Origin of the sequence: Aureimonas sp. AU20 (genome assembly GCF_001442755.1) — a bacterium.
Classification (GTDB): Bacteria; Pseudomonadota; Alphaproteobacteria; order Rhizobiales; family Rhizobiaceae; genus Aureimonas.
The window spans coordinates 2,929,387-2,941,438 of the sequence record NZ_CP006367.1; the positions used below are offsets into that span (position 1 = coordinate 2,929,387).

At 66.3% G+C, this 12,052-nt stretch carries 14 protein-coding genes; 4 read left to right on the forward strand and 10 right to left on the reverse strand.

Annotated elements, in window-relative coordinates; translation table 11 throughout:
• The first annotated feature begins 16 nt into the window (after positions 1 to 16).
• From lipB to M673_RS13145, 4 genes are all read left to right on the forward strand, one after another.
• On the forward strand, positions 17 to 778 hold the full coding sequence (gene lipB, locus M673_RS13130) for a lipoyl(octanoyl) transferase LipB (protein WP_082639441.1): 762 nt from the start codon (positions 17 to 19) through the stop codon (positions 776 to 778).
• 5 nt (positions 779 to 783) lie between these two features.
• Positions 784 to 1,236, forward strand: coding sequence for a YaiI/YqxD family protein (locus tag M673_RS13135; protein ID WP_061977843.1), 453 nt, complete (start codon positions 784 to 786; stop codon positions 1,234 to 1,236).
• An 84-nt stretch (positions 1,237 to 1,320) separates the two neighbouring features.
• The gene (locus M673_RS13140; protein ID WP_061976466.1) at positions 1,321 to 2,142 is read left to right on the forward strand and encodes a cytochrome b/b6 domain-containing protein; all 822 of its coding nucleotides are present in this window, start codon (positions 1,321 to 1,323) and stop codon (positions 2,140 to 2,142) included.
• Positions 2,139 to 2,918: a molybdopterin-binding protein gene (locus tag M673_RS13145; protein WP_061976467.1), complete on the forward strand. Its 780-nt coding sequence runs from the start codon at positions 2,139 to 2,141 to the stop codon at positions 2,916 to 2,918. Before M673_RS13140 ends, M673_RS13145 begins: the two co-directional genes overlap by 4 nt.
• A 6-nt stretch (positions 2,919 to 2,924) precedes the next feature.
• Here the strand turns inward: M673_RS13145 and M673_RS13150 are convergent, their stop codons facing one another.
• The 10 genes from M673_RS13150 to M673_RS13190 form a co-directional block, all read right to left on the reverse strand.
• Positions 2,925 to 3,656, reverse strand: coding sequence for an ATP12 family chaperone protein (locus M673_RS13150; protein ID WP_061976468.1), 732 nt, complete (start codon positions 3,654 to 3,656; stop codon positions 2,925 to 2,927).
• Positions 3,657 to 3,677: 21 nt separating this feature from the next.
• Positions 3,678 to 4,376 (reverse strand): HAD-IA family hydrolase, encoded by a 699-nt coding sequence (locus M673_RS13155; RefSeq protein WP_061976469.1) that lies wholly within the window; start codon positions 4,374 to 4,376, stop codon positions 3,678 to 3,680.
• 3 nt (positions 4,377 to 4,379) lie between these two features.
• The gene (locus M673_RS13160) at positions 4,380 to 5,372 is read right to left on the reverse strand and encodes an RluA family pseudouridine synthase (RefSeq protein ID WP_061976470.1); all 993 of its coding nucleotides are present in this window, start codon (positions 5,370 to 5,372) and stop codon (positions 4,380 to 4,382) included.
• Between the two features lie 80 nt (positions 5,373 to 5,452).
• On the reverse strand, positions 5,453 to 5,836 hold the full coding sequence (gene crcB, locus M673_RS13165) for a fluoride efflux transporter CrcB (RefSeq protein ID WP_061976471.1): 384 nt from the start codon (positions 5,834 to 5,836) through the stop codon (positions 5,453 to 5,455).
• Between the two features lie 6 nt (positions 5,837 to 5,842).
• Positions 5,843 to 7,192, reverse strand: coding sequence for a replication-associated recombination protein A (locus tag M673_RS13170; RefSeq protein WP_061976472.1), 1,350 nt, complete (start codon positions 7,190 to 7,192; stop codon positions 5,843 to 5,845).
• Between the two features lie 13 nt (positions 7,193 to 7,205).
• Positions 7,206 to 8,633: a DegQ family serine endoprotease gene (locus M673_RS13175; RefSeq protein WP_374755556.1), complete on the reverse strand. Its 1,428-nt coding sequence runs from the start codon at positions 8,631 to 8,633 to the stop codon at positions 7,206 to 7,208.
• A 147-nt stretch (positions 8,634 to 8,780) separates the two neighbouring features.
• Positions 8,781 to 8,951 carry a hypothetical protein gene (locus tag M673_RS24635; protein WP_156421120.1) on the reverse strand — a complete coding sequence of 57 codons (171 nt, stop codon included), beginning with the start codon at positions 8,949 to 8,951 and terminating at the stop codon, positions 8,781 to 8,783.
• 263 nt (positions 8,952 to 9,214) lie between these two features.
• Positions 9,215 to 10,240 (reverse strand): NAD-dependent epimerase/dehydratase family protein, encoded by a 1,026-nt coding sequence (locus M673_RS13180; protein WP_061976474.1) that lies wholly within the window; start codon positions 10,238 to 10,240, stop codon positions 9,215 to 9,217.
• 91 nt (positions 10,241 to 10,331) lie between these two features.
• Positions 10,332 to 10,757, reverse strand: a complete 426-nt coding sequence (gene rplQ, locus M673_RS13185) for a 50S ribosomal protein L17 (protein ID WP_061976475.1) — start codon at positions 10,755 to 10,757, stop codon at positions 10,332 to 10,334.
• A gap of 141 nt (positions 10,758 to 10,898) precedes the next feature.
• Positions 10,899 to 11,918, reverse strand: a complete 1,020-nt coding sequence (locus M673_RS13190) for a DNA-directed RNA polymerase subunit alpha (RefSeq protein ID WP_019998928.1) — start codon at positions 11,916 to 11,918, stop codon at positions 10,899 to 10,901.
• Between the last annotated feature and the right edge of the window lie 134 nt (positions 11,919 to 12,052).

Genomic DNA, 12,052 nt, shown 5'->3' on the forward strand with positions numbered 1-12,052 from the left:
AGGCTAGAGACATTCCATGGACGCTCCCTCTCCGCTCCCCCAGCCCAGCCCCCGACTCGCGACGCAGGCCGTGCGCTTTCAGGCGGCGGAACCGGGCGCGCCGGTCGAATGGATCTTCCGCGACGGGCTCATGCCCTACCCCGAAGCGCTGGCCTGGATGGAAGCGCGGGTGGACGCCATCTCGCGCGGCGCGGCGGCGGAAGCCGTGCTTCTGGTCGAGCATCCCGCGCTCTACACCGCCGGCACGTCGGCCCGGACGGCGGACCTTCTCCAGCCCGACCGCTTTCCCGTCTATGCGGCGGGGCGCGGCGGCGAATACACCTATCACGGGCCGGGCCAGCGCGTGGCCTATGTCCTGCTCGACCTCAAGCGTCGGCGCCCGGACATCCGCGCCTTCGTCTCCGCCCTGGAACATTGGGTGATCGAAACGCTCGCGCAGTATCACGTGCGCGGCGAACGCCGGGAGGACCGGGTGGGGGTCTGGGTGCCCCGGCCCGATAAAGCCCCTCTGCCCGGCGACGCTGGGGCGGAGGACAAGATTGCCGCGATCGGCATCCGCCTGCGCCGCTGGGTGACGTTTCACGGCATCAGCCTGAATGTCGACCCGGATCTCACGCATTTCTCCGGCATCGTGCCCTGCGGCATCGCCGGCTATGGCGTCACCAGCCTCGTCGATCTCGGCTTGCCGATCTCGGTGCCGGAGGTCGACAGCGTCTTGCGCGCCCAGTTCGAGACGGTCTTCGGCCCGACCGAAAGCCGCCCTTTCGAGGCCGCATGAGCAACCTGCCGCCGGTCCGTCTTCTCATCGACGCCGATGCCTGCCCCGTGAAGGACGAGGCGCTGGAAATCGCGGATCGCTTCAAGGCTGAGACGGTGATGGTGTCGAACGGCGGCCTGCGCCCGTCCCGCTATCCCGGCGCGCGGCTCGTCACCGTGTCGGCCGGGGCGGACGCGGCCGATCATTGGATCGCGGAAGAAGCCACCGCGAGCGACATCGTGGTGACGGCGGATATTCCGCTGGCCGCGCGGGCGCTGGAAAAGGGCGCGCTGGTCCTCCATCCCGACGGGCGACCCTTCACGCCGCAATCCATCGGCTACGCCCTCTCAATGCGCAGCTTCAACCAGCACTTACGCGAGACCGGCGAAAGCAAGGGGCTGAACAAGGCCTTCACGCCGCAGGACCGCTCGCGCTTTCGCGGCGAGCTCGACCGCGCCCTGCGACGGCTCACCGCATAAAAAGCCGCAGGCCGCCGCATCCCTGCCGGCTCGCGTGCCGTATATGAAGCATCAGCCTTTCGCCGATCGCATGGTGTTCGCCCGATGAAACTCACCGCCCCGCGCGACGGACCGCTTGTCCGCCGCCACGCCCTGACGACGCGCCTCACCCATTGGCTTTGGGCGCTCTGTCTTTTCTTCCTGCTTCTGTCCGGCCTGCAGATCTTCACCGCGCGGCCCGATCTCTATATCGGCCAGCAGTCGGGCTTCGGCTTCGACAACACGATCTTCTCGATCGGCGCAGCCTATCAGGACGGGCAGTTGACCGGCGTCACGCGTCTGTTCGGCTCGACCTTCGACACGACCGGATGGCTGGGCGTGATCGACCGCGCGGGAACGCCGCAGCCGCAGACCTTTCCGGCCTGGATGACGGTGCCCTCCTATCGCGATCTCGCGACCGGACGCGTCGTGCATTTCTTCTTCGCCTGGCTTCTGGCCGGCACGCTGCTGCTCTGGCTGCTCGGAAGCCTGTTCAACCGGCATCTGGCGCGCGACATCGTGCCCAAGGGGCGCGATGCCAAGCACCTGCCCCGCGACATCGCCGATCATGCCAAGCTGCGTCTCCATCATGGCCGCACCTACGGCCCGCTGCAGAAGTTCTCCTACTTCGGCGTCCTGTTCGTCGCTCTGCCGCTGATGATCGCGACGGGGCTCACCATGTCGCCCGGCATGAACGCTTATGCGCCGTGGCTGCTCGATCTCTTCGGTGGCCGGCAGACCGCGCGCACGATCCATTTTGGGATCATGCTGCTGCTCGTCGCCTTCTTTGTCGTGCATGTGGCGATGGTGCTGCTCGCCGGTCCGTTCAACGAATTGCGCTCCATGATCACCGGCTGGATGCGGATCGACCGGGAGGACGCCCGATGACCATCAAGCTCGATCGCCGCCGCTTCCTAACCGGGGCCGCCGTCGCCTCCACATCGGCGCTGGCGGGTTGTTTCGACCCGCTGTTGGCCAATGATTCGCAGGTGCGCGGCGTCTTGGAAAAGGCCAACGAACTCACCTATCGCGCCCAGCGCCTGCTTCTCGGCAGCGACCATTTGGCGCGAGAGTTCTCGGCCTCCGAAATCCGCCAGCCAATGCGCCCCAACGGAATCACCGATCCGCAGGACAACGACTATCTCACCCTGGCCGGCGGACAGTTCGAGGCCTATCGGCTGCAAGTCGACGGGCTCGTGGAACGCCCGGCGAGCTTCTCGCTCGGGGAGTTGCGCAACATGCCGCCCCGCACGCAGATCACTCGGCACGACTGCGTCGAGGGCTGGAGTTGCATCGCGCAATGGACGGGCGTGCCGCTGGCCCTCGTGCTCGATCAGGTCAGCCCCAAGCCGGCGGCCCGCTACGCCGTCTTCTCCTGCTTCGACACGATGGAGAACGGTTTCACCGGCCCGATCCGCTACTACGAATCGATCGACCTGATCGACGCCCGCCATCCGCAGACGATCCTCGCCTATGGCATGAACGGCCAGCCGCTGCCGGTCAGCAACGGCGCGCCGATCCGCCTGCGAGTCGAGCGGCAGCTCGGCTACAAGATGGCGAAATACGTCAGCGCCATCACACTGACCGATGGTCTTGCCGGGTTCGGCGACGGCGCCGGCGGATATTGGGAAGATCGTGGCTACGAATGGTTCGCCGGGATCTGACCTCGCTCACCGAGGGCGCGAGGCGTCCAGCATCAGCGCTGCCATGCGCATGTCCTCGAACCGGTTGGCGCGCCGGTTCTGCGCCTCGGCGTCCTCGCCCCACTGTTCGATGTTCCAGTCCTCGTCAATATGGGCGAGCGCCCAAGCCCGCTCGGCATCGAGGAAGCCCTCCGAGACCGCCAATGCCAGAAGCAGCGAGCCGGTCAGCGTCGTGATCTGATGCAGCGACGCGAGGCGAAACGGATCGACCTCGGCGCGCACCAGCGCACGCAGCGCCTCCACGGTCGGCTCGGGCTGCGCGACGAACATGACGCCGACGCCCCGCGCGAAGCTCTTCCCCGTGCGCTGGCTGGCCCAATCCATCACCGGGTCCCACCCTTCCGCCTGAAGGGCGGCAAGACGCTGCGGCTCCGCAGCGCGATAGGCCAGGAGATCGGTCTCGGCATAGCGGCCAAGGTCCTCGGCCACGCTCGCCGGGTCTGGTGCGACGCCATCGAGCACGGTGTTCACCAGCCGCGTCATCGGCATAGTGGCGGGGTCGATATGCGTGCCCTGCGCCCGCCATTCCCGCGCCACCTCCTCCGCCACCGCCCGAGCGGGAACGCTGAGCACGGCGCGCGAGGGCGTGCGCACCGCGCGCCCGTCGAGGCGGATCGAAAAGCCGCCCTCCTCCTCGACAAGGGTTACGTCGGTGTAGAAGCGCTTCGGCAGGTCCGGGCGGGCGGGCAGAGTGGACATCAGATTCTCCGGGATAAACGCCTAGCGGAGGGCGAGCCGTTCGGCGGCGGAGGGCGCGTTGGCCACCCAGTCGTCGATCCAGGCTTCCAGCCCCTCGGCCGTGGCGGCGACGGCGCTGGCGCCGTGGAACAGGAGTTCGTTGGTCGAGCCGGCGCCCCAGTCCACCCCGATCGCTTCCGCCCCGGCCGCCTTCGCCATCTGCATATCGTAGATGGCGTCGCCGATCACGACCGTGTCGGCCGGATCGACGCCGAGCTCGGCGCAGCATTCCAGAACCATCGCGGGATGCGGCTTGGACGGGCAATCGTCGGCCGTGCGCACGGCCAGAAACATTCCCTCAAGCCCATGCGCCTCGACGATCATCCGCACGCCCCGCTGCGACTTGCCGGTGACCATGCCGAGCAGCACCTCATCGCGCGCCGCCAAGCGGCGGAGCATCGGCTCGATCCCGGGGAACAGCGCCTCGGAATGAACGCCCTCGGCCCGCACGCGGTGGAACGCGTCCTTATAGGCTTGGACGAGACGGGGAAGTTCGCTCTCCGGGACGGTCGGTGCCAGGGTATGGATCGCCCGGTCGAGCGATAGGCCGATAATGCCCCGCACGGCCGCCTCCTCCGGGTCGGGCAAGCCCAATTCTTCGAAGCAACGTCGCATGGTGCCGACGATCAGGCCGAACGTGTCGGCCAGCGTGCCGTCGCAGTCGAAGAGGACGAGGTGCATGGATCAGTCGTTCTCGGCCGCTTCGTCGAAGCCGAAGAGGTTCCAAGTCTGGACCATGTGCGGGGGAAGCGGCGCGATCTGGTCGATCATCTTCCCGCGCCCGTCGGGATGGGGAATCGTGATGCGGCGGGCGTGGAGATGCAGTTTGTTCTGCACGCCGCCGGGGAACTCCCAATTGGTGTCGTGCTCGAAATATTTGGGATCGCCTAGGATCGGGTGGTTGATATGCAGCGCATGGACGCGAAGCTGGTGCGTGCGCCCGGTATAAGGCTCGAGCTCCACCCAGGAGAAGTTCTGCGCCACCTGATCGATCACGCGGTAATGCGACAGGGCGTGGTCGGCCCCCTCCTCGCCATGGCGCGCGACGCGCATCCGGTCGCCGTCGGCGGTCGCTTCCTTGACGAGATAGGTCGAGATGCGCCCGTCTTTGGGCTGCGGCACGCCCTTCAGGATCGCCCAATAGCGCTTCTTGGTGTCTCGCTCACGAAACGACTTTGTCAGCGCCACGGCCGCGCCGCGCGTGCGCGCCACGACCAGGATGCCGGACGTGTCGCGGTCGAGCCGGTGCACGAGGCGCGGCTTCTCGCCCTTCTTCGAACGCCAAGCCTCCAGCATCTTGTCGACATGGCGCGAGAGGCCCGAGCCGCCCTGCACGGCGAGTCCCGCCGGCTTGTTGAAGACGAAGACCTTCTCGTCCTCGTAGAGCAGCATCTGGCTTAGGACGTCGCCATCGTGCTTGTCGCGGATCGTGTTGGCCGTGAGCGGCGCCACCTTCAGCTTGGCGGACTCGCCGCCCATGGGCGGAATGCGGATCAGTTGGCCGGCTTCGACCCGCGTGTCGGTCTTGGCGCGACCGCCATCGACGCGCACCTGGCCCGAGCGCAGGAGCTTCTGCAGATGGCCGAAGCCGAGGCCGGGATAGTGAAGCTTGAACCAGCGGTCGAGACGCAGCCCCGTTTCGTCGGGCTCGACCCGGATCTGTTCCACGCTAACCATTGGTGACGTCCTTTTCGCTTTCCCCGGCCATAGCGCAAATACGCCGGGGCGGAAACGGCTTTGGCGCCCGAGGCTTCGCGTCAGAACAGATGGCGCGCCAGCGCAAGGCCCGCAAACAGCGCGCCGACGCCGACCAGGATCGATGCGGCGAGATAGAGGAAGGCCGTTAGCAGCGCTCCGCGCTCGGCCAAAACCGCGACATCGAGCGAGAAGGTGGAGAAGGTCGTGTAGCCGCCGAGGATGCCCGTGGCGAGAAACAGCCGCAGGGCCGCCCCGGCCGTGCCGGCATAGCGGCGCGAGAGATACTCGACGAGCACGCCCATGGCGAAGGAGCCGGTGACGTTGACGAAAAGCGTGCCGAAGGGAAAGGCCGGCCCGAACCAGCGCGTCGCGGCCACCGCCGCACCATAGCGTAGCAGCGAGCCGAGACCGCCGCCGACCGCCACGAGAACCACATTCAGCATCGAGGGTCAGCCCTTTCCGCCGCGCGCACGGCGCAGGCGATCCCACTCGTCCATGCGGGCCGCGATGCGCGCCTCCTCGCCTCGCTCGGTCGGGCGATAGAAGCTTTGCCGCCCCAGCGCTTCGGGGAAATAGTCCTGGCCGGAGAAGGCGCCCGGCTGGTCGTGGTCGTAGGCATAGCCCGAACCGTAGCCCTCTTCCTTCATCAGCTTGGTCGGGGCGTTCAAGATATGACGCGGCGGCAGAAGCGAGCCGTTTTCCTTAGCGACCCGCATGGCGGCCTTGTAGGCGGTATAGACGGCGTTGGATTTCGGCGCGGCCGCGAGATAGACGGTCGCCTGCGCCAAAGCAAGTTCGCCCTCGGGAGAGCCGAGATAGTCGTAGGCGTCCTTCGCCGCATTGGCGATCGAGAGCGCGCGCGGGTCGGCAAGGCCGATGTCCTCCACCGCCATGCGCACCAGCCGGCGGCCGAGGTAAAGCGGGTCCTCACCCGCATCGAGCATCCGGCAGAGATAATAGAGTGCGGCGTCCGGGTCCGACCCGCGCACCGACTTGTGCAGGGCCGAGATCAGATTGTAGTGCCCGTCCTGGCTCTTGTCGTAGACGGGCGCGCGGCGCTGCACGACGCGCTGCAGCGTCTCGGCGTCGAGCGTCTCCCCGGGCTTGGCGGCACGCCAGACCTCCTCGGCCAGCGTCAACGCCGCCCGTCCGTCGCCGTCCGCCATTCGCAGGAGAACGGCGCGTGCCTCCTCGTCCAGAGGTAGCGGCCGGTTCTCCGCCGCCTCGGCCCGCTCCAGGAGCTGCCGAAGGCTCGTCTCATCATGGGCGCGAAAGGTCAGGACACGGGCGCGGGAAAGAAGCGCGGCGTTCAGCTCGAAGGACGGGTTCTCCGTGGTCGCCCCGACGAGCACCACGGTTCCGTCCTCCATCACGGGCAGGAAACTGTCCTGCTGCGCTCGGTTGAAGCGGTGGATCTCGTCCACGAAGAGCAAAGTCTGGCGGCCGTTGGAGCGGCGCATCCGCGCCGTCTCGAACACTTTCTTCAGGTCGGCGACGCCGGAAAAGATCGCGGAAATCTGCTCGAAGGCGAAATCCACCTCGTTCGCCAGCAACCGGGCGACGGTCGTCTTTCCCGTGCCGGGCGGGCCCCAGAAGATGATGGAGCCGAGGCTTCCATTGGCGAGCATGCGGGTGAGCACGCCGTCCGGTCCGGTCAGATGCTCCTGCCCGACGACCTCGGACAGGCTCTGCGGGCGAAGCCGCTCGGCCAAGGGCGCGCCGCGCGCCGGGCCCTTGGGGTTCGCAGGCTTGTGGTTCGCGGGCCGGGCTTCCGGCGCATCCCCGAACAGATCGGCCATGCGCCGTCCTCCCTTAACGCACGAACTGGGTCAGCACCTTGCCGTCCCGCTCCACCTCCAGGCGCCAGCCGCGACGCCCGTCCTCCGCGCGTCGTTCGAGATCGGCCGACGAGGCCACTTCCCGCCCGTTCAGCGACAGGACGATATCCTTCGGCTGAAGCCCGAGCCGGGCGGCCGGGCTGCGCGGATCGACCTCGGTCACGACGACGCCACGCTTGGTCTGCGCCATCTCCAATTCGTCCGCAAGCCGGGGCGAGAGATTGGCAACGCTAGCGCCGGAGAAGGGTGTCTGGCCCTCCAAGCCGCGCTCGTCGCGCACCGGGGTCTCGGGCGCTTCGTCGAGTTCGAGGCGCACCCGCTCGGTCTTGCCGTCGCCGGAGCGCACCGTCAGGTCCGTCTGGCGCCCGAGGCCGGCGGTCGCGAGGCGATATCCCAGCGAATCGGGGCCTTCGATCGGGAATCCGTCCATCGACAGGACGACATCGCCGGGCCGCAGCCCCGCTTCCGAGGCCGGTCCGCCTTCCACGACGCCCTGGATCAGCGCGCCGGACGGCCTGTCCAGCCCGATCGCTTCGGCGATGTCGGACGTGACCGGCACGAAGCTCGCGCCGATGTAAGGCCGCAGGAACGGCCGTCCGTCGCGCGCGGCGTCGACGAAGGCGCGCACCATGTTGGAGGGAATCGCGAAGCCGATGCCGAGCGAGCCGCCCGAGCGGGAGAAGATCGCCGTGTTCACGCCGACCAGTTCGCCCTTCATGTCGATTAGCGCACCGCCGGAATTGCCGGGATTGATGGCGGCATCGGTCTGGATGAAATAGCCGAAATCGTCGGAGCCGAGATGGGTGCGCGCCAGGGCCGAGACGATGCCGCTCGTCACCGTCTGGCCGATTCCGAACGGGTTGCCGATCGCCAGCACGAGATCGCCGATCTCGGCCGAGTCCGAATCGGCGATCGGCACCACCGGGAAGGGCTGGTCCGACCCGATGCGCAGCACGGCAAGGTCCGCCCGCTTGTCCTTCAGGAGGATCTTCGCGTCGAACTCGCGCCCGTCGGCCAGCGCCACGCGCACCTCGTCCGCCCCTTCGATCACGTGGTTGTTGGTGACGATCAGCCCGGACGAATCGACGATGACGCCCGAGCCAAGGGAGGACTCGAGCCTTAGGCGACGAAGCTGATTGCCGAAGAACTGCTCGAAGAACGGGTCTCCCGCAAAGGGGCTGCGCTCGGGCACCCGTTTGGCGGCGTAGACATTGACCACCGCCTGCGCCGTCTTCTTCACCAGCGGCGCGAAGGTCAGCTTGATCTCTGCCTGGGCGCTCGGCGCACGCTCCACCGGCTGAACGGGAACCGGCATGTCGGCGGAGGGCTGTGCCGCCGCACCCTGCGCCAGACCCGAGACGGACAGGAGAAGGGCGGCCCCCGCCAGCTTTAAGCGTGTCATGCAATGCTCCATGGGACATGCGAACCGATGATTCGATGGCTCGCAGCTTCTGGCGCTAAATAGGGCTCAATCCCGGCAGAAGGGAGCGCCCATGAAAAAAGGGCCTCGCGGCCCTTTTCTCTCGATCTTATGCGGGAAGCGCCGAGATCAGCGCGCCACCACCGTCCGGTCCATCGAGACGGACGCCGTCTCGGGAAGCTCGGCCGTGGCGTAGCTGGCGGTCAACACGCCGAAGGCCAAGGTCGCGCCAAGGAGAGTCAGCACAGTACGACGCATCGAGAACCCGTCGGTTGGGATGGAATTGACGCGATTGTCCATGATTTTCGTTTATTCCGTGTAAAGCTTGCGACCGCTCGGGGGCGGTGATCCCGTTGCCTCGAAAATGCCATGGAGCCGAAAAGGTTGCCGGGCTCCGACACGTCTTTCGAGGGGGGTGTCTCCGTTGCAACAGCTATCGCACAGCCTCGCGCAAGCCCGCTATTACGCATCTGCAACAGGGGGCATTTGTCGAAAACTTCGGGCTTCACTTGTGGAGACTGGGTGAAACGCGAAATTGACTTCGCGTCTTCACCTTTCATTCATCATCTCACCAGACCGAAGCGGATCAACGACTCGCCAAGCGCGCGAACGGCCTCACGAGGCTCGCGAAACTCCATTCCCAACACCTCCCGTGCCGGGCCTGTGTCCAGCCGCTTCGCGTCCCCCAGTTCGGCGGCGAGCATACGCGCGCGCCGCGAAACGCGGGCGGCCAGCCGAATCGGAGTGGATGGGAAAAGATGTTTCGGCATGCGCCGCGCCAGCTGCGGAAAGGAGGCTCGCAACTCGTCTGCGATGTCCATCAAGCTCAGCGCCCCGCCGCTCACGATGAAGCGCCGCCCGGCCGCCGCCGGATGCGTCAGCGCCGCCACATGCGCCGCCGCCACGTCGCGGACATCGACTACGCCGAAGCCGATCTTGGGCACGGCGGGAATCCGTCCGCTCATCATCAGCCGCACCAATGTGGCCGACGTACCAAGGCGCTCGTCCAGCAGGGGGCCGAAGACGAGCGAAGGGTTGATCGTGACGAGCTCGGTTCCACTCCCGGCGAGGGTCTGCCACGCCGCCTTCTCGGCTTCCGTCTTCGAAACGGCATAGGGCGAGATACTCTCGCTTTCGACATTCGACACGTCGCGATCGGTGAAGAGCTTCGAACGCTCGCCCTCGTGCCCATAGAAGATGGACGCGACCGAGGAAGTCAGAACCACACGCTCGACATGGGCGGCCTTCGCGGCCTCTAGAACACGCACCGCCCCACCCCTGGCTTCCGGCACAAGCGCGAACTTGTCGCGCGGCTGCGAGGCGGGAAAGGGCGACGCCGTGTGAAGGACGAACCGACATCCTTCCACCGCCTCCCGCCAGCCCTCCTCCCGGTTCAAGTCCGCGCGGACGTTTTCGAACCGATCGACCGGCAAGCCGGCAGCTTGGAGCAGGCGTTGAAGCTCGACAGCACGGGCCGGGTCCCGCAGACTTCCGCGCACGCGAGCGCCCTCACGCACCAGCGCCAGAACGATATGCTTGGCGATGAAGCCGGTGCAGCCGGTGACGAGGACGGTTTCACCCTGGAGCATGGTCTCGGTTTCCTATGGCTCCCATGGGGAGAGGAGCCCCAAAAGTAAAAAGGGCCCCGAAGGGCCCTTTCCATATCGATATTAGCTGAAATTAGCTGGCGTCGGAGGCGGACGCCTCGGCTTCCAGGCGGGCCCGGTCAACGGCGCCGCGCGCATCGACGTCGCGATCGACGAACTCGATCACGGCCATCGGGGCGTTGTCGCCACGGCGGAAGCCGGCCTTGAGAACGCGAGTGTAGCCACCGTTGCGGTCTGCGTAGCGCGGAGCCAGTGTCGCGAACAGCTTCCGGATCACGGTCTCGTCGCGAACCTGGCTGATCGCCTGGCGGCGGGCGTGCAGATCACCGCGCTTGCCGAGCGTGATCATCTTCTCGACGATCGGGCGAAGTTCCTTCGCCTTCGGCAGCGTCGTCACGATCTGCTCGTGCTCGATCAGCGAAGCCACCATGTTGGCGAACATCGCCTTGCGATGCTCATGGGTGCGGTTGAGTTTACGGCCGCTATTACCGTGACGCATGTTCAGTCTCCATCATTAAGGTCCGACTCGCGCCGGGGACGGCATCCTCGCAACCCGGGTTGGCCCCGGTGCATGTGCCTTTGAATCTTTGGGCTAGTTCGAGGGGCCGGCGGCGAACCGCCGGCTCTTCATGACGTTGGATCAGTACTGATCTTCGTAGCGCTTGGCCAGGTCGTCGATATTCTCCGGCGGCCAGGCGTTCACTTCCATACCAAGATGCAGACCCATCGAGGCCAGCACTTCCTTGATCTCGTTCAGCGACTTGCGTCCGAAGTTCGGCGTGCGGAGCATTTCCGCCTCGGTCTTCTGGATCAGGTCGCCGATATAGACGATATTGTCGTTCTTCAGGCAATTGGCCGAGCGGACCGAAAGCTCCAGCTCGTCCACCTTCTTGAGCAGCGCCGGGTTGAAGGCGAGCTCGGCGATCTGCTCCTCGGCGCCGCGCACTTCGCGCTGCGGCTCCTCGAAGTTCACGAACACGGAAAGCTGGTCCTGCAGGATGCGCGCGGCATAGGCCACGGCGTCCTCACCGGTGATCGAGCCATCCGTCACGATTTCCATCGTGAGCTTGTCCTTGTTCAGGTCCTGCCCCTCGCGGGTGTTCTCGACCTTGTAGGACACCTTCTTCACCGGCGAGAACAGCGCGTCGACCGGGATCAGCCCGATCGGCGCATCCTCGGCGCGGTTCTGGTCGGCGGGCACGTAGCCTTTGCCGGTGTTGACCGTGAACTCCATGCGGATTTCGGCGCCCTCGTCGAGGGTGCAGATTTCGTGCTCGGGATTCAGAATCTCGATGTCGCCGACCGTCTGGATGTCGCCAGCGGTGACGACGCCCGGGCCGGACTTGCGCAGAACCATGCGCTTGGGGCCTTCGCCCTGCATGCCGATCGCGACTTCCTTCACGTTCAGGACGATGTCGGTGACATCTTCCCGCACGCCGGCGATCGAGGAGAACTCGTGCAGAACGCCGTCGATCTGGATCGCGGTGACGGCCGCGCCCTGGAGCGAGGACAGAAGAACGCGGCGAAGCGCATTGCCCAGCGTCAGGCCGAAGCCGCGTTCCAGCGGTTCAGCCACAAGCGACGCCTTCGTGCGGCTTCCGCCGCTCTTGAAGACGACCTGGTTCGGCTTGGTAAGGTTTTGCCAGTTGCTGGCGATCATGACGCGAGCCTTTCAGTAACGTCGCCACCATCCAATCGTGGCGAGTGATCTGATCGGGAAGGATCGGCTTCCCTCATACGGCGAAAGCCGCGCACCCGGGGGCGCGCGGCAATTCGATCGACCCTGACGGATCG

Bases quoted from the DNA above. Each gene is read 5' to 3' on its own strand.
- lipB (WP_082639441.1), top strand. From the start codon at position 17: ATGGACGCTCCCTCTCCGCTCCCCCAGCCCAGCCCCCGACTCGCGACG.
- M673_RS13140 (WP_061976466.1), top strand. From the start codon at position 1,321: ATGAAACTCACCGCCCCGCGCGACGGACCGCTTGTCCGCCGCCACGCC.
- M673_RS13145 (WP_061976467.1), top strand. From the start codon at position 2,139: ATGACCATCAAGCTCGATCGCCGCCGCTTCCTAACCGGGGCCGCCGTC.
- M673_RS13150 (WP_061976468.1), bottom strand. From the start codon at position 3,656: ATGTCCACTCTGCCCGCCCGCCCGGACCTGCCGAAGCGCTTCTACACC.
- M673_RS13155 (WP_061976469.1), bottom strand. From the start codon at position 4,376: ATGCACCTCGTCCTCTTCGACTGCGACGGCACGCTGGCCGACACGTTC.
- M673_RS13160 (WP_061976470.1), bottom strand. From the start codon at position 5,372: ATGGTTAGCGTGGAACAGATCCGGGTCGAGCCCGACGAAACGGGGCTG.
- crcB (WP_061976471.1), bottom strand. From the start codon at position 5,836: ATGCTGAATGTGGTTCTCGTGGCGGTCGGCGGCGGTCTCGGCTCGCTG.
- M673_RS13170 (WP_061976472.1), bottom strand. From the start codon at position 7,192: ATGGCCGATCTGTTCGGGGATGCGCCGGAAGCCCGGCCCGCGAACCAC.
- M673_RS13175 (WP_374755556.1), bottom strand. From the start codon at position 8,633: ATGACACGCTTAAAGCTGGCGGGGGCCGCCCTTCTCCTGTCCGTCTCG.
- M673_RS24635 (WP_156421120.1), bottom strand. From the start codon at position 8,951: ATGGACAATCGCGTCAATTCCATCCCAACCGACGGGTTCTCGATGCGT.
- M673_RS13180 (WP_061976474.1), bottom strand. From the start codon at position 10,240: ATGCTCCAGGGTGAAACCGTCCTCGTCACCGGCTGCACCGGCTTCATC.
- rplQ (WP_061976475.1), bottom strand. From the start codon at position 10,757: ATGCGTCACGGTAATAGCGGCCGTAAACTCAACCGCACCCATGAGCAT.
- M673_RS13190 (WP_019998928.1), bottom strand. From the start codon at position 11,918: ATGATCGCCAGCAACTGGCAAAACCTTACCAAGCCGAACCAGGTCGTC.